Annotated in this window: 18 protein-coding genes and 1 tRNA gene; 10 read left to right on the top strand and 9 right to left on the bottom strand. The window is 66.9% G+C overall.

What is annotated here, in order from left to right:
- Positions 1–62 precede the first annotated feature (62 nt).
- The 5 genes from HLH21_RS13955 to HLH21_RS13935 form a co-directional block, all read right to left on the bottom strand.
- A complete protein-coding gene (locus tag HLH21_RS13955; RefSeq protein ID WP_182944358.1) occupies positions 63–275 on the bottom strand; it encodes a helix-turn-helix transcriptional regulator in 213 nt (70 codons plus the stop codon).
- 107 nt (positions 276–382) lie between these two features.
- A complete protein-coding gene (locus HLH21_RS13950; RefSeq protein ID WP_182944357.1) occupies positions 383–1,117 on the bottom strand; it encodes a hypothetical protein in 735 nt (244 codons plus the stop codon).
- Entirely contained in the window at positions 1,114–2,517 is a 1,404-nt protein-coding gene (locus HLH21_RS13945) for a tyrosine-type recombinase/integrase (protein ID WP_246379774.1), read from the bottom strand. Before HLH21_RS13945 ends, HLH21_RS13950 begins: the two co-directional genes overlap by 4 nt.
- A gap of 125 nt (positions 2,518–2,642) precedes the next feature.
- A complete protein-coding gene (locus tag HLH21_RS13940) occupies positions 2,643–2,837 on the bottom strand; it encodes a hypothetical protein (RefSeq protein ID WP_182944356.1) in 195 nt (64 codons plus the stop codon).
- Between the two features lie 158 nt (positions 2,838–2,995).
- Positions 2,996–4,096 carry an alkene reductase gene (locus tag HLH21_RS13935; protein ID WP_182944355.1) on the bottom strand — a complete coding sequence of 367 codons (1,101 nt, stop codon included), beginning with the start codon at positions 4,094–4,096 and terminating at the stop codon, positions 2,996–2,998.
- 128 nt (positions 4,097–4,224) lie between these two features.
- Here HLH21_RS13935 and HLH21_RS13930 point away from each other — a divergent pair, with 128 nt between their 5' ends.
- The 5 genes from HLH21_RS13930 to HLH21_RS13910 all read left to right on the top strand — a co-directional run bounded on the left by HLH21_RS13930 (position 4,225) and on the right by HLH21_RS13910 (position 9,729).
- The gene (locus tag HLH21_RS13930; RefSeq protein WP_182944354.1) at positions 4,225–5,109 is read left to right on the top strand and encodes a LysR family transcriptional regulator; all 885 of its coding nucleotides are present in this window, start codon (positions 4,225–4,227) and stop codon (positions 5,107–5,109) included.
- An 83-nt stretch (positions 5,110–5,192) separates the two neighbouring features.
- Positions 5,193–6,584 carry a M20/M25/M40 family metallo-hydrolase gene (locus HLH21_RS13925; protein ID WP_182944353.1) on the top strand — a complete coding sequence of 464 codons (1,392 nt, stop codon included), beginning with the start codon at positions 5,193–5,195 and terminating at the stop codon, positions 6,582–6,584.
- Positions 6,585–6,701: 117 nt separating this feature from the next.
- A complete protein-coding gene (locus tag HLH21_RS13920) occupies positions 6,702–8,465 on the top strand; it encodes a M28 family metallopeptidase (RefSeq protein WP_182944352.1) in 1,764 nt (587 codons plus the stop codon).
- 251 nt (positions 8,466–8,716) lie between these two features.
- Positions 8,717–8,941 carry a hypothetical protein gene (locus HLH21_RS13915; RefSeq protein ID WP_182944351.1) on the top strand — a complete coding sequence of 75 codons (225 nt, stop codon included), beginning with the start codon at positions 8,717–8,719 and terminating at the stop codon, positions 8,939–8,941.
- Positions 8,942–9,519: 578 nt separating this feature from the next.
- Positions 9,520–9,729 (top strand): hypothetical protein, encoded by a 210-nt coding sequence (locus tag HLH21_RS13910; protein WP_182944350.1) that lies wholly within the window; start codon positions 9,520–9,522, stop codon positions 9,727–9,729.
- A gap of 15 nt (positions 9,730–9,744) precedes the next feature.
- On the opposite strand, the gene HLH21_RS13905 is transcribed toward HLH21_RS13910, so the two are convergent.
- Positions 9,745–10,389, bottom strand: a complete 645-nt coding sequence (locus HLH21_RS13905) for an arylesterase (protein WP_182944349.1) — start codon at positions 10,387–10,389, stop codon at positions 9,745–9,747.
- A gap of 58 nt (positions 10,390–10,447) precedes the next feature.
- On the opposite strand from HLH21_RS13905, the gene HLH21_RS13900 reads away from it, so the two are divergent.
- Both HLH21_RS13900 and HLH21_RS13895 read left to right on the top strand, forming a co-directional pair.
- Positions 10,448–11,197 carry an ABC transporter ATP-binding protein gene (locus HLH21_RS13900; RefSeq protein ID WP_182944348.1) on the top strand — a complete coding sequence of 250 codons (750 nt, stop codon included), beginning with the start codon at positions 10,448–10,450 and terminating at the stop codon, positions 11,195–11,197.
- The gene (locus tag HLH21_RS13895; protein WP_246379772.1) at positions 11,194–13,824 is read left to right on the top strand and encodes an ABC transporter permease; all 2,631 of its coding nucleotides are present in this window, start codon (positions 11,194–11,196) and stop codon (positions 13,822–13,824) included. Before HLH21_RS13900 ends, HLH21_RS13895 begins: the two co-directional genes overlap by 4 nt.
- 50 nt (positions 13,825–13,874) lie before the next feature.
- Here the strand turns inward: HLH21_RS13895 and HLH21_RS13890 are convergent, their stop codons facing one another.
- The 3 genes from HLH21_RS13890 to HLH21_RS13880 form a co-directional block, all read right to left on the bottom strand.
- A complete protein-coding gene (locus HLH21_RS13890) occupies positions 13,875–14,087 on the bottom strand; it encodes a hypothetical protein (protein WP_182944347.1) in 213 nt (70 codons plus the stop codon).
- A 230-nt stretch (positions 14,088–14,317) separates the two neighbouring features.
- Positions 14,318–14,393: transfer RNA gene (locus HLH21_RS13885), tRNA-Ala, on the bottom strand.
- An 81-nt stretch (positions 14,394–14,474) separates the two neighbouring features.
- Complete coding sequence (locus HLH21_RS13880; RefSeq protein ID WP_264811686.1) at positions 14,475–15,113, bottom strand: Maf family protein; 639 nt, start codon at positions 15,111–15,113, stop codon at positions 14,475–14,477.
- Between the two features lie 428 nt (positions 15,114–15,541).
- Between HLH21_RS13880 and hemE the strand changes: the two genes are divergently transcribed.
- The 3 genes from hemE to hemJ are packed head-to-tail and all read left to right on the top strand — an operon-like array spanning position 15,542 to position 17,759.
- Positions 15,542–16,603 (top strand): uroporphyrinogen decarboxylase, encoded by a 1,062-nt coding sequence (gene hemE, locus HLH21_RS13875; protein WP_182944345.1) that lies wholly within the window; start codon positions 15,542–15,544, stop codon positions 16,601–16,603.
- Positions 16,604–16,605: 2 nt separating this feature from the next.
- Positions 16,606–17,313 carry an HAD family hydrolase gene (locus tag HLH21_RS13870; RefSeq protein WP_182944344.1) on the top strand — a complete coding sequence of 236 codons (708 nt, stop codon included), beginning with the start codon at positions 16,606–16,608 and terminating at the stop codon, positions 17,311–17,313.
- Positions 17,310–17,759 carry a protoporphyrinogen oxidase HemJ gene (gene hemJ / locus HLH21_RS13865; protein ID WP_182944343.1) on the top strand — a complete coding sequence of 150 codons (450 nt, stop codon included), beginning with the start codon at positions 17,310–17,312 and terminating at the stop codon, positions 17,757–17,759. Before HLH21_RS13870 ends, hemJ begins: the two co-directional genes overlap by 4 nt.
- The last annotated feature ends 79 nt before the right edge of the window (positions 17,760–17,838 follow it).

The following is a 17,838-nucleotide window of genomic DNA, read 5'->3' as shown; positions in this document are numbered from 1 at the left end:
AGGGGTCAGCTATTTCGGATCGTCGGTCTGCGTTATCGCGGCCGGCGATTTCTGTTTCTGGCTCAGGGTGTGGCGTGACGCCCCGTTGCTTCGGCCGCCGTGTGACGGAACGTCCGGCTTGCCAGCCATTCCTCGACATCTTCCTGCCGGTACATGAACTTGCTGCCGATCTTGACGTAGCGGGGGCCTGTTCCCGCCGCGCGACTGCGCGCCAGTGTCCGCGGGTGAATTTGCAGATAGGTGCAGGTCTGTTCGTTGGTCCAAAGGGGACGCACTGCTTGCCTCCTTACTTCAAGGCCGCAAGCTACTGCGGCCGGCAAGACAATCATTTATATGACTGAGGGCGACTTCTGAGAGAGGGCTGAAATAGCTTTTTTCATCTCTATTCTTCCCCCCTTTCATGCTGTCGGAAGCGGCGCGGGAGGCGAGGTGTCGGTGGGCGCATCAGTTTCTGAAATTTTTTGGTGAATAAACTCGTGTCTGATCTGTTTATTTTCTGCAAATGATCGAGCCAACCGGATGAGTCGATCCGCTGGTTATTTTCTTTGATTTTTCCGCCCGACGCGAGCCACAGAGCATCACATGCCTCCCAAGCGGTGGGGTTTTTTTTCCCGATCTGCCTTTTGCGAGCGTCTCGCCACAGAAAGGCACATGCCAGCGCGCAGAGTTCCTTCGCTGACGATCCATCAGGGTTAGGATAGGATCGATAATTTCCTTTTCCCTTCTCGATGCGAGTTGCCAAAGCATCGGCTTGAAGTTGCAACTTCTTTAAGAACCGAACAGCGGCAATCTCGTCATCCAGACAGCTTGGGTCTCCCTGGAGAGGTGGATCATCGCCCGAATCCTCAGGGGGCTTTTGACCGCTGACGTTCTGTTCTTCTGCTGCAAACCATGAGGATAATTCTGCGCTTTCAAGAGCCTGCAATATCGTCGTGCAGGCGTCGCCGAGAGGCGCCATGCGTTTTCTGAGTTCAGTCCTCTTTAGCGTCCTTTCCTCAGACATTCTGGCTGCAGCAACTGCTCCCGCAAAAGATCTGATGGTAGTCATCAGCGCCGGTTGAGGTTCATCCAAACCAGAGATGATCTTCGCGCATAGTTCGATGTGATCGACAGTCATTGCACCACCGCTCCCGCCCAAAGATCTAGTGCATCGCGCCGCTCAGTCAGGAATTCCGCCCGCTGATAGACCGCCGCCACGCCGCTGATCGTGCCGCTGACGTGGTTCAAGATGCGGTCGGCCACATGCGGTGGCACGCCATGGGTGGCCAGCCAGGTCACGCCAGATCGCCGGAAATCGTGCAGGCGCCAGTCGGTCAGAGTGATTTTCTGTTCCGCCATCTCTTTCTCGATTGCATTCTTGGCGTAGCTATAGGCGCCGATCGATCCCTTGGCCCGGCCGGCGAACACGAAGGGGTTGCCTTCGATACGGGGAAGGGCGCGGATGATCTCCCGCACCGGAGCGGACAGGTGGACGACATGCGTCCGCCCGTTCTTCGCGCGCTCCCGCGGCAGGGTCCAGGTTGTCGGATTCTCCAGGTCGTCCAGCTCCGCCCACCGCATCGACGCGACTTCTTCTCGCCGCTGGAGCGTCAGCATCAGGACGCGGACATAGGCGCCCAGCGTAGGGGTGATCTTGCCACACGCCTCCCAGATCGCCCGCAATTCGGTCACGGTCAGAACGCGTTCGCGCGATTGCTCGCGGCCCAGGCGCTCCAGACCCTGGAATGGATTGATGGTCAATTTCTGCCGCTTCACGGCCCAACCATAGGCCGCCCGCGCATAGGCCAGTGCCCGGTTGGCGGTCACGACACTCTTGGCCTCACGGATCGCATCCAGCGCCTTCACGGCGTCTGCGACGGTGATGCTGCTGGCCGGTTGCTTCCGCCAGTCGGGGAAGGCCCGCAGGAGCGCAGCCTTGGCCTCGTTCAGGTAGCTTTCCCGCCGCTCGCCTTCGCGGGCTTCTGCCCAACTGGTCGCCAGGGTCTCGAAGGTGAACGAGGCGTCGGCGGCGGCTACCAACTCGGCCTTCTTCATGGCTTTGCGCTCAGCCATGGGGTCGCCGCCTTTGGCTGCCTCGCCAAGGACAGCCCGGGCTTGCGCGCGCGCCTCCTCAATGGTCAGCACCCCGAACGCTCCGAGCGGCACGCGCCGCTTGGCCTTCCCCACCGAATATTGGGCCAGGAACATCTTGCCGCCGGACGAAGATACGCGGAGCCCGAAGCCACGCGTCGTCGTGTCGAAGAACAGCACGTCCTTCTTGTCGGGCGGACAGACGGCCGACTCGACGGAACGAAGAGTGAATTTGAAGCCTGCCATGCGTGGTGCGCCCGGAATCTGCTGATGTGCTGCGGACCCGTAGCGGACCCCGCAGAACGTCTTTCGTTGTCCGGGAGTGTCATCGAAAGTCTGATGACTTGCAACAAAAATGGCTTCTATCTGCCGATTTTCAGGGGTCCGCGTCCGGCCCTGTCGGGCGCTGTCAGGGCAGATTTCGAGACTCTTAATCAGCGGGTCCAAGGTTCGAGTCCTTGTGCGCCCACCATGGAGCCCCCGGAAATCCATCATTTCCCGCTGTCATCCCCACAGAGCGCAAGCCTGCGGATCCCACAAAGCAAAATGATGCCGTCTGTTTGGCGAACGCGCTACGTGCGCTCCGCCAGATCAGCCACTCCATCAAGCCGATCGGCAATACGCGCGGCCAGGTGTTTCACGTCATCATTGGCCTGCGTGCGGTCCAGCAGGCCCGCCATTTCCTGGACGTCGGCCTGCAACTCGGAAATCAGAACCTGGAGTTGCATCCGAACCCCATCGTCGTCTTCGTTCCTGTAACCCGTCATTGCTGTCTCCCCGTTCCAGGCAACTTTTTACGATAGGCCAGCAGCAGGCGAAGGCAAGGGTTTCACCCTTGACCCACCAAAGGGCCAAGCCCTTTGGAAACCCAGAACTTTATGAAACGAATGGGATGCAAGGGCCGAGGCCCTTGCCGGGTTCCACCTTACGAGGCCACCCGTTCGGAAGCCGTATGAAACGGATAATCCGTGTATCCGCGTGCGTCCCCGCCGTAGAAGCGCGCGCGATCATAGCGGTTCAGCGTCCATCCTTCGCGCAGCCGCGCCGGAAGGTCCGGATTGGCGATAAACGACCGGCCGAACGCCACCAGGTCCGCATCGCCCGACGCCAGAACGGCCTCGGCGCTGTCACGGGAAAAACCGCCCGCCGCAATGATCGTGCGCGAAAAGCTGCGGCGCAGCACAGCCGCGTCCACGGGATCGGGCTCGGCATCCCCACCGATCCGGGGCTGCACGATGTGCAGGTAGGCAGTCCCCATGCGGTCCAGCGCCGCGGCGACATAGCCGAATGTCGCATGCCGGTCGCTGTCGGCCATCGACCCGTAGGCGCCGCTTGGCGTCAGCCGAACCCCCACGCGGTCCGCCCCCCAGATGTCGATGGCCGCCTGCGTCACCTCCAGCAGAAAGCGCGCGCGGTTTTCGATCGGGCCGCCATAGTCGTCGGTGCGCCGGTTGGTGCCGTCCTGCAGGAACTGGTCGGGCAGGTAGCCGTTCGCGCCGTGGATCTCCACCCCGTCGAACCCGGCCGCCAGGGCGCGTTCCGCGCCGCGACGGTAGTCCTCGACGATCAGCGCGATTTCATGCCGTTCCAGCGCCCGGGGCATGTCGAAGGGGATCGGCCCCCGCAGCGTCCAGGCCTGACCGTCGGCCCGGATCGCCGAGGGCGCCACCGGGGCCTCGCCATTCGGCTGCAGAGCGCGCGCCGATTGCCGGCCCACATGCCACAATTGCTGGAACATCCGGCCCCCCCTGGCGTGCACCGCGTCGGTAATGCTCCGCCAGCCGGCAATCTGCGCGTCGTCATAGATCCCCGGCGCACGCTCGAACCCGTAGCCCTTCAGCGACACGGGCGTCGCCTCGGTAATCAGCAGCCCGCCTTCGGTCGTGCGCTGGCGGTAGTAGTCCCGCATCAAATCGTTCGGCAGGTTGCCGGGGCTGGAGCGCATCCGCGTCAGCGGCGCCATCACGACGCGATGCAGAAGCGAGGCCGGGCCGACCCGCATCGGCGTGAACAGAAGCTGAGACATCGAATTCGTCCTTGTCGATCCGGCGAACCGCCCCGAATGGCTCCGCCGCTGGACATGAGCATGCCTATTCCCTTGCCAGGCTGGCAGACTGCGGGCAGACGTAACGTTTATTCCCAATAGGAATAACCATGGATCGTCTCCAGGCCATGACGTACCTCGTGCGGGTCGTCGAAACGGGTTCGTTCTCGGCAGCCGCCCGGCAGTTGAACGTGGGCCAGCCGGCGGTGTCCAAAGCGGTGGCGCTGCTGGAACAGCGTCTGGGCGTCCGGCTGCTGCTGCGCTCGACCCATGGCCTGACGCCGACCGAGGCCGGCCTGCGCTATGTCGAGGCCGCCACGCGGGCGCTGGAGGAAGCCGACGCGGCCGAACGCGCGGCACGCGGCAGCGGCGCGGGCCTGGGCGGGCGGCTGCGGATCTCCGCGCCGACCACTTTCGCGCGCCAGAACATCATCCCGCATCTGGGCCGCTTCCTGTCCGCCCACCCGGCCCTGGAGCTGGAGATCGTGCTGGACGACCGGCGCGTGGATCTGGTGGCGGAAGGGATCGACATGTGCCTGCGCGTCGGCCCGATGGAGGACACCAGCCTCATCGCCCGCCAGATCGCGCGGGGACGGCGGTCGGTCATCGCGACGCCGGCCTATTTCGACCGCGCCGGCCGGCCCGGCACGCCGGGCGACCTCGAACGGCATGAGGCCCTGATCTATACCCAGGGCCGAGGCACCGCCTGGACGTTCCGGCAGGGGACGCGCGACTGCCCCGTGACGCTGCGCGGGCGCCTGCGCCTCAGCGCCGCCGAGGGCATCCGCGCGGCGACCCTGGCCGATCTGGGACTGACCATCGCCTCCGACTGGATGTTCGCGCCGGAACTGGAAAGCGGCCGCGTCATGCGCGTGCTGGAAGACTGGACGCTGCCGCCGATCGACCTGTGGGCGGTCTTTCCCGCAGCCCGGCTGACCAGCGCGAAGGCCCGTGCCTTTACGGAATTTGTCAGTTCCCTTCTGGCGACATCCTGAACGCGGCACGCCGCCGGACCACCTCACTGGCGCACGTCACCGAAATGACGTTACACTCGCGCATTGGACAGGAGATGGTTTCGATGCGAACAGCGATAACCGCCGTGGCGATGGCGGCGACGATGGCGATCAGCGCCCATGCGGCCCCCATGGAACATCCCCAGGCCGACGCCCAGGCGCTCGACCTCGCGGAAAAGGCCATCGCGCTGCGGTCGGTCGCGGGGCCGGGGAACCGGACGCCCCAGGTCGCGGCACTCTACAAGGCGGCGCTGGTTGCGGGCGGTTTTGCCGACCGGGACATCACGATCACGCCCGTCGACGACACGGCCTATCTGATCGCACGCTGGCCGGGCAGCGACCCGTCGCTGAAGCCGCTGGTCATTTCCGGACATATGGACGTGGTGGAAGCCAAGCCGGCCGACTGGCAGCGCGATCCGTTCAAGCCGGTGGTCGAAAACGGCTATCTGCTCGGCCGAGGAGCGACGGACATGAAGCTGGACGGCACGCTGGCCATCGCCACGCTGGTCGAACTGAAACGCGAAGGGTATACGCCCCGGCGCGACATCATCATCGAATTCTCGGGCGACGAGGAAACGGCGATGAAGACCAGCGCCATCATCGCCGACAAGCTGGCGAATGCCGACCTCGTGCTCAACATCGACGGCGGCGGCGGCGTTCTGGACGAACATACGGGAAAGCCCGATTATTTCACCTGGACGGGGGCCGAGAAGACCTACGCCGATTTTGAAATGACGGTCACCAATCCGGGGGGCCACTCCTCGGAACCGCGCGCCGAAAACGCGATCGACCAACTCGCCGCGGCCCTGCTGCGGATCCAGCACTATCAGTTCAAGCCGGAACTGAACGAGCTGACCCGCAGCTATTTCCTGAGCGCCGCGAAGTGGGAGCCCGGGAAAATCGGCATCGCGATGCGCGCCTTTGCCGCGAACCCCGCCGACCGGAAGGCCATCGCCACCCTGACGGCCGACCCGTCCATGATCGGCAAGATCGGCACCACCTGCGTCGTGACCATGGTCAACGGGGGTCACGCGCTCAATGCGTTGCCGCAACGCGCGACCGCCAATATCAACTGCCGCATCTTCCCCGGCCATCCCCGCGCCGCCATCATGGCGGAACTGGAGAAAGTCGCCGCCGACCCGAACGTCCATTTCACCGATGTCAGCGCGGGATCGGTCGCCACCGACGCCTCGCCCATGCGCCCCGATTTCATCGCGGCCGTGGACAAGGCGCTGGGTGCGACCTATCCGGGGGTTCCGGTCTTTCCCAGCATGTCCTCGGGCGCCAGCGACAGCATGTGGTTTCGCAATCGCCACGTCCCCAGCTATGGCGCAAGCCCGCTTTTCATCAAGCAATCCGAGAATTTCAGCCACGGCCTGAACGAGCGCACGCCGATCGCCGGCATCCCGCTGGCAATTGACTACTACCGGTCGCTGTTCACCAGCCTGTCGCACTGAGGCCCTGGACCCGATCATGGATAAAACGACTGGGTTTCCAAAGGGCGACGCCCTTTGGCGGGTTCGTGCAGAGCCCGACCTTCCCGAAAAATCCATACAGAACCACGAGAGTGTTTCATGACTCCTCGTCGCGCTCTCGCAACTCTCCTTCCCGTCGTGGCCCTGGCGACGCTGACTTCCGCGCAGGCCGCGTCGCCGGTATCTTCCCCCTGGGCGCCGGTCGATCCGGCGCGCATGTCGGCCGCGATCCGCACGCTGGCCTCCGACGACTTCCAGGGCCGCGCCCCCGCGACGGAAGGCGAGGCCCGCACGGTTGCGTGGCTGATCGCGCAATATCGGAAGATCGGGCTGGAACCCGGTGGCGAGGCCGGCGGCTGGACCCAGGACGTGCCGCTGCTGCGGACGCGGATCGGCACGCCGTCGCGGCTGGACGTCACGATCGGCGGGTCGGACATGCCGCTGGAACTGAAGAAGGACATCTATCTGGCCACCCTGTCGCCGGTCGAACGGCTCCAGGTCAATTCGGCCCCGATGGTCTTCGTGGGGTATGGGGTGCACGCGCCCGAACGCCAGTGGGACGATTACAAAAACGTCGATCTCAAAGGCAAGATTGCCGTCTTCCTGGTCAACGATCCGGATTTCGACGCCAGGGCCGGCGAGCCCGTCGCCGGACGGTTCGGCGGCCGGACGATGACCTATTACGGTCGCTGGACCTACAAATATGAAGAGGCCGCGCGGCGCGGCGCCATCGGCGCGCTGATCGTGCATGACACGCCGGGCGCCTCCTATCCATGGACGACGGTGATCGCGCCGGGGGGCGAGGCGTTCGACATCGTGCGCGACGCCGCGAGCGACAAGCCGGTGCCGCTTCAGGGCTGGCTGGAAGGCGACGCCGCGACGCGCCTGTTCGCCCGCGCGGGGCTGGACCTTGCGGCCCTGCGCGTAAAGGCGCGCGACCCCGCGTTCCAGCCGGTGACGATTCCGGGCGCGACCCTGACCGCCGACGTGCCGGTTTCGGTCGCGCATCTGCACAGCCGCAATGTCATCGGCAAGCTGACCGGCGCGAAATACCCCGGCGAGACCGTCATGTACGGCGCGCACTGGGATGCCTTCGGCGTCGGTACCGACACGCAGGGCCGGCCGGTGATCCGGCGCGGCGCCATCGACGACGGGTCGGGAATTGCCGCCGTTCTGGAAATCGCCCGTGCATTCAAGGCCGGTCCGAAACCGGCCCGGACGGTGATGTTCGCCGCCTGGACCGCCGAGGAACGCGGGCTGCTGGGTTCGACATGGTACGCGGCGCATCCGCTGGCGCCGCTGGCGAAAACAGCGGCGAATTTCACCATCGACGTGCTGCAGATGGCCGGCCCCGCCCATAATGCCTTCGTCATCGGCGCCGGGCAGGACAGCCTGCAGGACGATCTGGCGGCCGCCGCCCGCACGCAGGGCCGCATCGTGCAGCCCGAGGCCCGGCCCGAGCGCGGCGCATTCTATCGCGCCGACCATCTGCCCTTCGCCCGCGCCGGGGTGCCGGTCGTGGCCATGATGGGCATGGCCGGCCCCTACGACCTGCTGTCGGGCGGTGTCGCGGCCGGCGAGGCGTGGCTGAAGGCCTATATGGCCTGCTACCATCAGGCCTGCGACATCTGGAGCGCGAACTGGGATCTGCGCGGCGCGGCCGAGGACACGGCGCTGCTCTACCAGATCGGACGCGACGTGGCGTTCTCGCACGTCTGGCCCCATTGGAAGCCCGGTTCCGAATTCGCCACCATCCGCGCGGAAAGCGCCGCCGAACGGGGGGGGCGAGTGAGAGCCGTTCGGAAAGTCGGGCTTTGCCCGAACCCACCAGGGCCTGAGGCCCTGGACCCCGATCATGGATAAAACGACTGGGATGCAAGGGCCGAGGCCCTTGCCGGGTTCGGGCAGCGCCCGACCTTCCTCTTCCCATATAACTTAGCGCCTCGGGCGCATTGTTTCTCTTTGAATCATGACTTCGCAGCCGGCGGCCCTATCGTGACAGGGGGACTCCTGTCACGATGAAACTCTCATGCTGCGGCGTATCTCTGCTGGATTGGCCTGCCTCTATTTGAACGCCGTCATGGTTCCAGCCAGCGCGACCACACTTCCGACGGATGATTTCCGAGACGCTTCGTCTCTGTACGCTGAAATCCCGTTTCACGCATCTGGATTTCGGCATCGATGCAGTTCGCTCCAGGACCGCGCCGCAAAGCACCTGCACCCTCCGCTCTCGTGACAAGGCGTTTTCAAGCCTGGATTGCACCTATTACGTCGGCAATGATTTTGGCGATTTCGAACCGATGCAGTTCAGCTTCTTCCGGCGAACCGGCGTCCCCTGACCCCGGATGGCGACAGGGGACATCATTTTTCGCATCCCTCGTGACCAAACCACACATTATCACATTTCGTGACATTCCTCAGGCTCGTCCATCGCGCCTCTTTCAACGATTATGACCCTCCCTGAACAGGAAGTGTCCGATGCCGAACCGATCCGTCATACCCCATGCCCACCCTGTCAACCGATCCCTCCGCGCCCGGCGGGAAAAGGGCATGAGACATACGATGCCGGCACTCGGCTGCCTGATTCTTCTTGCCACCCTAGGGGCCTGCCAATCGCCGGACGAAAATTCGTCGCAATGTCGGCGTGGACCGTCGCCGGGATCGCAGAGAGGGGAGGGCGGTCATGGCGGGTTCGGTGGCATGCGGGGCGCAGGCATGGGCGGCGGCATGATGGGCGGCCGCTTCGGCGGGTTCGGTCGGGTCCATCAGGACAGCGGGGCAGACCGCTGCCAACCGCGCCCGGGCGATGGACCGGACGGACAATCCTCAGCCGGACAGGGCGGCAGGTCCGGCAGGCAGGACACCATCACCCCCTCGGGCATCCATATTGGCGACCCCCGCTGAAGCCCGGTTCGTCATGAAGGGCCTGCTGCCCTGTCTGTGTGCCCTGGCGCTGCTGGCCGGATGCGCCTCACCTCCTCCGGCACGCGACGATGACGGCCAGCCCTTCATCGACGGTCCCCGCGGAAACCGCTCGGCCGGCGGCGGCCGGAGTATCTGGTCCGACGTCCTCCACACAGCCATGCAAACGGGCATGCAGGCCGGCATGGGCATGCTTCATCACTGATACAGTCCCTTGCGGCTACCCCCGCGCCATCTGCGCCAGATGCTCGACCATCGGGGTCAGGCGGCGGACGATCTGCCGGACGCCGTCCGGGCTGGGATGGATATGGTCGGCCTGCACCAGACCGGGATGGGCCGCGACGCCGTCCAGGAAGAACGGGTCCCACAGGATGCCGGGGCGGTGTGACAGGCGGTCGAACACCGCGCGGAAGGACTGGCCATACGGGGCGCCCATGTTGGGCGGGGCATACATGCCCGACAGAAGCACCGGCAGATGCAGCGCCTGCAGGCGATCGAGAATGGCCGTCAGGTTGCGCTCCATCAGCGCCGGATCCAGCCCGCGCAACCCGTCATTGCCGCCCAGTTCCACGATGACCGCGTCCGGCCGGTCGCCCAGCGCCCAGTCCAGCCGCGCCAGGGCGTCGGTGCTGGTGTCGCCCGACACGCCGCCATCCAGAATGGTGATACGGTCGCCGCGCGCGTCGAGCGCGGCCTGAAGCCGGACCACGAACCCGTCGCCATGCGCCAGGCCATAGCCCGCCGTCAGCGAATCCCCCAGCGCGAGGATCCTGACCGGCCGGGCAGGCCCGTCCGCCGCCCGGCCCGACGGGCCGATGCAGACCACGCCGCACAGGCACAGCACGGCAAAAAGGGTTCGGGCCATTCGCCCGCGCCATGTAGCGTATGAAACGAGGCAAACCGGAATGTCGGAAGGAGCACGCATGGACGGCGAAGGATTCCCCAGCGGACGACCGGCCCTGATAGAGGCGGAGGACCTGTGGCTGACAGTGCCGGCCCGTCCATCAGGGGTCAACCCGACGGGCAATCCGGGCGGCCTGGACATCCTGTCCGGCGTCAGCCTGCGGGTCGGCGAGGGCGAGGCCGTGGGGATCGTCGGCCCATCGGGGTCGGGCAAGACATCGCTGCTGATGCTGCTGGCCGGGCTGGAACGTCCGACGCGGGGCAGGGTGCGGATCGCGGGCACGGTGCTGGGCGACCTGGACGAAAACGCCCTGGCCCGCTTCCGCCGCCGGACCACGGGCATCGTCTTCCAGTCCTTCCAGTTGATCCCGACCATGACGGCGCTGGAAAACGTGCTGGTGCCGCTGGAACTGGCCGGCCGCGCCGACGGGGTGGCGACTGCGACGGCCGCCCTGGCGGCGGTGGGGCTGGACGGGCGTCTGGGACATCTGCCGACCGAACTGTCGGGCGGCGAGCAGCAGCGCGTCGCCCTGGCGCGCGCATTCGTCACCCAACCGCGCCTGCTGCTGGCCGACGAACCGACCGGCAACCTGGACACCCGCACCGGCGAGAGCGTCATGGCGCTGATGTTCAGCCTCCAGCAGCAGTACGGCACGACCCTGGTGCTGATTACCCATGATCCGGCGCTGGCCGCCCGATGCGACCGCCGGCTGCATGTCCGCGACGGCCGGGTGACGGCCGATCATCCCCTGCGGCGGGACGATCCATGATCCCCGCCCCGATGCCCGACCTTGCGCCCGACATCGCCGCCCGCGACACCGGGCCGACCGGCCTGGCGGCGTTGCGGCTGGCCGCGCGGCTGGCCCTGCGCGACCTGCGGGGCGGCATCGGCGGATTCCGGATCGTGCTGCTGTGCCTGGCGCTGGGGGTGGCGGCGATCGGGGCCGTCGGCGGGTTGCGCGCCATGATCCAGGACGGGATCGCGGACCAGCAGCGCACGCTGCTGGGCGGGGATCTGGCGGTCGAGAGCAGCGACCCGCTGCCCGACGCACTGTCCCGCTTCGTGACGGCGCATGGCGGGCGGATCGCGCATGTGCTGCGTATGCGCTCGATGCTGTATGCTCCGCACGCCGTCGCGAACGGCACGGCGAGCGGGCGGATGCTGGTCGAAATCGAGGCCGTCGACGCGGCCTATCCGCTGGTCGGCGCTGTCGCCAGCACGCCGTCCCGGCCGTCGGGTCAGCCGCTGTTCGCCGACACCGACCCGCCCGGCGTGCTGGCCGAGCCGATCGTGATCGACCGGCTGGGCCTGAAACCGGGGGACGTGCTGCGGATCGGCGCGGCCCGGTTCCGCCTGGCGGGGACATTGACGCACAGTCCCGACAATGCCGGCGGCGTGGTGCTGGCGCCGACCGTGATGATGGACCGCCGCGCCCTGGACGCCGCCGGCCTGCTGCAGGTCGGCGCGCTGGCCAACCGGTCGCTGCGGATCGCGCTCGACGGCCCGGACATGGGGCGAAGCGCGCGCGCGGCAGAACTGGCCCGCGCCATCGCCCGGCAATTCCCCGACCAGGGCTGGCGAATCCGGGGCGTGGCCGACGCCGCCCCCGGCCTGACGCGCACGATCGACCAGGTCGCGCAGTTCATGAGCCTGACCGGGCTGACGGCCCTGCTGCTGGGGGGGCTGGGCGTATCGGCGGGCGTCGCCTCGTGGCTGGAGGGGCGGGGATGCACCATCGCGGTCCTGCGCTGCCTGGGGGCGCCGGCCCGGCTGATCTCGTTGACCTTCGGCCTGCAGATCATGGGGCTGTGCGGCGTCGGCATCGCCGCCGGCATGGCGGCCGGCCTGCTGCTGCCGTCGGTGGGGGTCCATGCCCTGGCGGGCCTGCTGCCGGTGGCGCCGGCCCGGACGATGGCGGTGCGGCCGGTGCTGCTGGCCGGCCTGTTCGGCGCGCTGGTGGCCGCGTTTTCAGCCATCCTGCCCCTGATGCGGGCGGCCGCGACCCCGCCGGCCGCCCTGTTTCATGACCAGGGGCGCAGGCCGGGGCTGGACCGCGCCGGCCGGATCCAGACCGGAGGCGCGCTGGCGGCCTGCGCCATCCTGCTGGGCCTGCTGGCCGAGGCGATGACGCCTGGTCATCTGTTCGTCGCGGGGTTCCTCGGCGTGGCGCTGGCGGCGGCGGGCGCGCTGGCGCTGGCCGGGCTGGGGCTGCGCCGCCTCGTCGGCCGGATGGTGCGGCATATGGGGACGGAACATGGCGTGCTGCGCCTGGGGCTGGCGCTGTTCGCCCAGCCGGGCGCGCCGACGGCCCGCCTGGTCGTGGCACTGGGCGCGGGGCTCGCGGGCATGGCGACGATCGTGCTGGTCGAGGGCGCCATCATGGCGCAGTTGCGCGACCAGTTGCCGCGCCATGCGCCCTCTTTCTATTTCGTCGACATCCAGCCCGACGACCTCGACCGGTTCGACAGTGTGGCGCGCGCCCAGCCCTCGGTCAGCGAAATCCGCCAGCTTCCATCAATGCGTACCCGCATCGTCGCGATCGACGGGGTGCCGGCCGAACGGGTCCCGGCCACGCCGCAGACCCAATGGGCCTTGCGCGGCGACCATGGCCTGACCCTGTCGGCGACACCGCCGCCCGGCACGCAGCTTGCCGCCGGGGCATGGTGGCCGGCCGATTATGCCGGGCCGCCGCTGCTGTCGCTCGATGCCGGCCTGGCCGCCGGATGGGGCGTGAAAATCGGTTCGGTCGTGCGGCTGAACGTCCTCGGCCGGTCGCTCGATTTCCGGGTGGCGAACCTCCGCACGGTGGCATGGCGGTCGTTGCAACTGAATTTCGCGTTCGTGGTCTCGCCGGGCCTGCTGTCGCACGCACCGCACACCTTCGTGGCCACGGTGACGACCTCCGGCCGGCCGGACCAGGACGCCGCGGTGCTGGCGGCCGTCACCGACACCCTGCCCGGCGTCACCGGCATCCGGGTCGCCGACGTACTGGCCGAACTGGGGACGCTGGTGGGTCGTCTGGCCGTGGCGCTGGCGGCGGCGGCCTCGGTCGTCCTGGCATCGGGCGGCCTGGTGCTGGCGGCGACATTGGCGGCGGGTTGGCGGCAGCGCGTCGCCACGGCCGCCACCCTGCGGGCGCTGGGGGCCGACGCGGGGCAGATCCGGTCGATCTGGCTGGTGGAATTCATCGTGCTGGGGCTGGCCGCCGGCCTGTGCGCGGCAGGGCTGGGCACGCTCATCGCCTGGCTGGTGACGCGCGGCGTCCTGCATCTGCCCTGGACCGGCGCGTGGACCGACCTGGCCCTGACCCTGTCGGGCACGCTGGTTGCGATGATCGGATCGGGGATGCTGTTCTGCCGCCGGGCCCTGCGCGCCGCCGGGCGGACAAGATCGTGAAATGCTGGACAGATCGGGCCTTGCCCGAACCCACCAGGGCCTGAGGCTCATCAAACGCGCCGTTCGACTTTCAATTCGCCGACCGTCAGCTTCTCCACCCGCATGTCCCGGATGGTGACCCGTCCCAGCGCCAGCCGCCCGATCGCGACGGCCCAGATGGCAAGGGCGCCGATCGAGAGCGCCCCCACCGCGAATGCGCCCGCGGATCCCGCTCCGAGACCAAAAATCCGCAGTCTCCGGCGTCCGGGTGACGTTGCGTCCATGTCTACCTTCCTGCTACGCAGGCCGTCTGGCGGCGCCGCTCTCCCCTCAACGAGGACCGCAGGCGGCTCGGAAATCTATTTATCGATAACTCGGGAAGGTCGGGATGGGGCGATTATCCGTCAATATGCCCCAAGGGGCTGACAGACCAATCGCAAAAACGGGTAGAAAGAGGGGCAGCGTTCCACCCCTCGACCCGTCATACTGATTTTTCGTGAAAATCGGCAGGAACTGGTGGAGCCAATCGGAATCGAACCGACGACCTCCTGAATGCCATTCAGGCGCTCTCCCAACTGAGCTATGGCCCCGCCGTCACCGTCGCCATTCCGTCCGGCGCCGTGTGAGTGCGCGGGGTATAACCGCCGTCCGACCCCTTGGCAACCCCCTATTTACGACATCACCACCCCATGCTGGCGCAGAAAACCCAGCAGCTTCAGAAGCGGCAGGCCGAGGATGGCCGCGTGCTCGCCCTCCACCCGGTCGAACAGGTGAACACCGCGCCCTTCCAGCAGGTAGGCCCCCACCGATGACAGGATCGCCTCGCCCTCGGCCGCCAGGTAGCGGTCCAGGAACGCCTCGGAAAACGGCCGCATGGTCAGTTCCGGCCGCGCGACATGGCGCCAGATCGTCTGGCCGCCGCGCCGGACGACCACTGCCGTATGCAGCACGTGCGTCCGCCCCCGCAGCCGCAGCAGTTGGGTCCGCGCACCATCCCGATCGGCGGGCTTTTCGAACCATTCGCCGTCGCAGGCCAGGATCTGGTCGGCGCCGATGACCACCGCGTCGGGGTCGTCGATGCGCCCGGCCTTCATTTCGGCCAGCAGCAGGGCCGCCTCGTCCGGCGATGCGCCGTCGGCCAGCGCCGATTCCCGAATGGCGTGCTCGTCCACGCGGGCGGGGCGGGATTCGACGCACAATCCCGCCTGTTCCAGCAGAATTCTGCGGGTCCGGGACTGGCTGGCCAGTACTATCCGGGGCGACTCGGCCTGTAACAGGACCGGGGTCGGTACTAATGACGAGTCGCTCACGATCCGTGTCTCCGTACTGCGATAATCAAAGGGCATATTCGGCCCGAACGAGTACTGGGGTACATGGGGATAGTACTCCGGACGCTTCTTGGCCGTACCGAGTACCGTGGACAACGTCCATCGGGGCCCGTACGGTGGGTTGTACACAGCGCCTTGTCGGTAGTTTCTGGATAAGTCTACTAACCCCTTGAAGATTCATGTCGTGCAAACTGTACGCCCTGTGGGAAAGACGGGGTACGTTTTTGGAAACGTGGGTACCCCGTCATCCACAGGCCCTATAACCCTCAACAGCATTTCTTTCTTCTTATTTCATGTTTAGAGGTGGGACCCGAAAGCTGGTGACGGCGTACCGGACGTTCACGACGGTCCTGTCATCTTCGGCGAAAGTACGGGATATTCCCCCGATGACAGGAACGAACGACAGGGCGATGACGGAAACAGGCAAACCTCTGCTGCGGGTGCTTCAGGGCGAGGCCGTCTGGCCGCCCCCCCTGTGGCTGATGCGGCAGGCCGGACGATATCTTCCGGAATTCCGGGCCTTGCGGGACAAGGCGGATTTCATAACCCGCTGCATGACGCCGGACCTGGCGACCGAGATCACGCTGCAACCCATCCGGCGCTTTGCCATGGATGGGGCGATCCTGTTTTCCGACATCCTGATCCTGCCCTGGGCCATGGGCCAGTCGCTGGATTTCGTGCAGGGCACCGGGCCGGTCCTGGGTGCGATCCGGTCCGAGGCCGATCTGGCGCGGCTTGACCCCCAGCGCGTTGCCGACGCGACGGCGCCCGTGATGGAAACGCTGTCGCGCCTGCGCGCGACCCTGGACGGCCCCGACCCGATCGGCGCGGCCCAGGGCGGCAAGGTGGCGCTGCTGGGCTTCGCCGGCGCGCCCTTCACCGTCGCGTGCTACATGGTCGAAGGCCATGGTTCGCGGGATTTCGAGGCGACGCGGGGCATGGCCTACGCCAACCCGATGCTGTTCGACCGGCTGATGGACATGCTGACGCGGGCGACGGCGGACATGCTGTGCGCGCAGATCGACGCCGGGGCCGAGGCCGTGATGCTGTTCGACAGCTGGGCCGGCCTGCTGCCACCGTCGCAGTTCCGCCGCCATGTCATCGCGCCGACGCGGGCCATCGTGCGGGAAATCCAGACCCGTCGCCCCGGCATTCCGGTCATCGGCTTCCCGCGCCTGGCCGGGGTCATGGCCGCGGAATATGCGCGCGACACCGGCGTGAAAACCATGGCGCTGGATACCGGAACCGACATGGCGGCGATGGCCGGCCAGGTGCCGCCGGACCTGACCTTACAGGGCAATCTCGACCCGCTGCTGCTGCTGGCCGGCGGCGATGCGATGGCGGCCGAGGCCCGGTCGATCCGCGATGCGATGAAGGGCCGGCCGCATGTCTTCAATCTGGGGCACGGGGTCGTTCCCCCGACGCCGCCGGAACATGTCGGCGAACTCGTACGTATCGTCAGGGAGGGGTGAGCATGTTGCCCAGGGCGGTCCGGCCGGACGGGCGCCTGCGCCTCGTCATCTTCGATTGCGACGGGGTGCTGATCGACAGCGAGGGACTGTCCTGCCGGGCGGTTGCGCGCGAACTGCGCCAGATCGGGCTGGATCTGGACGATGAGGCGGCGGTCCATCGCTTTGCCGGCAAGGCCCTGACGGCGATCAAGATCGAAGCCGAGGCCGAAACCGGCCGCGCGCTGCCGGCGGACTGGGCCGCGACGATGCAGGGCAAGCTGGTCGAACTGATGCGGCGGGAAGCCCGGACCATCGACGGCGCGCACGGCATGCTGACCGCGGTGGTCGGGCTGGACCTGCCGGTGCGCGTCGGCTCCAATTCCTCCATTGCCGAGATGGATGTGAAATTCGGCCGTACCGGGCTGGACCGCTTCGTGGCCGACCGCATTCATTCGGCGCGGGACATGGGCAAGCCGAAACCCGATCCGGCGGTCTATCTGCACGCCGCCGCAATCGAAGGCGTGGCCCCGGACGACTGCATCGTGCTGGAAGACACCGATACCGGCGCGCGGGCGGCGCAGGCGGCGGGCATGGCCTGCGTGCTGCTGCGCCCGCTGGACCACCCGGCGCCGGACTGGCCCGGCCTGTTCCGCATCGGGCACCTGTCCGAATTCGCACCGTTCCTGGAACGGATTCTCGTCTCCCAGGGCCGGGACGGGGGACGGTCTTGATCGAGGGATTCCTGCCGTTCCTGGCATGGTTCAAGGCCCTGCATGTGATGTCCCTGATCGCGTGGATGGCGGGCCTGTTCTACCTGCCGCGCCTGTTCGTCTATCATTGCCAGGTCGTGCCCCGATCGGCGGAAAGCGAACGGTTCAAGGTCATGGAACGCAAGTTGCTGCGGCAGATCATGACGCCGGCGATGATCTGCACGTTCCTGTTCGGCATCCTGCTGGCCCTGACGCCGGGCACCGTCGATTGGCATGCCGGCTGGTGGTACACCAAGATTGCCGGCGTGCTGGGCCTGGCGGGCTTTCACGGCGCCTGCGCGTCCTGGCGGCGGCAATTCCAGTCCGACCGCAACACGCGGCCGGAAAATTTCTATCGCGCGGCAAACGAAATTCCGACCGTGCTGATGATGGTCGTCGTCATCATGGTGATTGTCCGGCCGTTCTGACGGTCGGGCCTGAGGCCCTGGACCCCGATCATGGATAACGGATTGGTTTCCAAAGGCCTGTGGCCTTTGGCGGGTTTCA

Origin of the sequence: Gluconacetobacter johannae, assembly GCF_014174305.1 — a bacterium.
Lineage (GTDB): Bacteria > Pseudomonadota > Alphaproteobacteria > Acetobacterales > Acetobacteraceae > Gluconacetobacter > Gluconacetobacter johannae.
Note: the sequence above shows the minus strand (reverse complement) of the source record. Positions and strands in the feature narration are given on the sequence as shown.

What these genes read in the sequence shown, in the direction of transcription:
- HLH21_RS13950 (WP_182944357.1), bottom strand. Translation starts at nt 1,117, where the DNA reads ATGACTGTCGATCACATCGAACTATGCGCGAAGATCATCTCTGGTTTG.
- HLH21_RS13940 (WP_182944356.1), bottom strand. Translation starts at nt 2,837, where the DNA reads ATGACGGGTTACAGGAACGAAGACGACGATGGGGTTCGGATGCAACTC.
- HLH21_RS13935 (WP_182944355.1), bottom strand. Translation starts at nt 4,096, where the DNA reads ATGTCTCAGCTTCTGTTCACGCCGATGCGGGTCGGCCCGGCCTCGCTT.
- HLH21_RS13930 (WP_182944354.1), top strand. Translation starts at nt 4,225, where the DNA reads ATGGATCGTCTCCAGGCCATGACGTACCTCGTGCGGGTCGTCGAAACG.
- HLH21_RS13925 (WP_182944353.1), top strand. Translation starts at nt 5,193, where the DNA reads ATGCGAACAGCGATAACCGCCGTGGCGATGGCGGCGACGATGGCGATC.
- HLH21_RS13920 (WP_182944352.1), top strand. Translation starts at nt 6,702, where the DNA reads ATGACTCCTCGTCGCGCTCTCGCAACTCTCCTTCCCGTCGTGGCCCTG.
- HLH21_RS13915 (WP_182944351.1), top strand. Translation starts at nt 8,717, where the DNA reads ATGATTTCCGAGACGCTTCGTCTCTGTACGCTGAAATCCCGTTTCACG.
- HLH21_RS13910 (WP_182944350.1), top strand. Translation starts at nt 9,520, where the DNA reads ATGAAGGGCCTGCTGCCCTGTCTGTGTGCCCTGGCGCTGCTGGCCGGA.
- HLH21_RS13905 (WP_182944349.1), bottom strand. Translation starts at nt 10,389, where the DNA reads ATGGCCCGAACCCTTTTTGCCGTGCTGTGCCTGTGCGGCGTGGTCTGC.
- HLH21_RS13900 (WP_182944348.1), top strand. Translation starts at nt 10,448, where the DNA reads ATGGACGGCGAAGGATTCCCCAGCGGACGACCGGCCCTGATAGAGGCG.
- HLH21_RS13895 (WP_246379772.1), top strand. Translation starts at nt 11,194, where the DNA reads ATGATCCCCGCCCCGATGCCCGACCTTGCGCCCGACATCGCCGCCCGC.
- HLH21_RS13890 (WP_182944347.1), bottom strand. Translation starts at nt 14,087, where the DNA reads ATGGACGCAACGTCACCCGGACGCCGGAGACTGCGGATTTTTGGTCTC.
- hemE (WP_182944345.1), top strand. Translation starts at nt 15,542, where the DNA reads ATGACGGAAACAGGCAAACCTCTGCTGCGGGTGCTTCAGGGCGAGGCC.
- HLH21_RS13870 (WP_182944344.1), top strand. Translation starts at nt 16,606, where the DNA reads ATGTTGCCCAGGGCGGTCCGGCCGGACGGGCGCCTGCGCCTCGTCATC.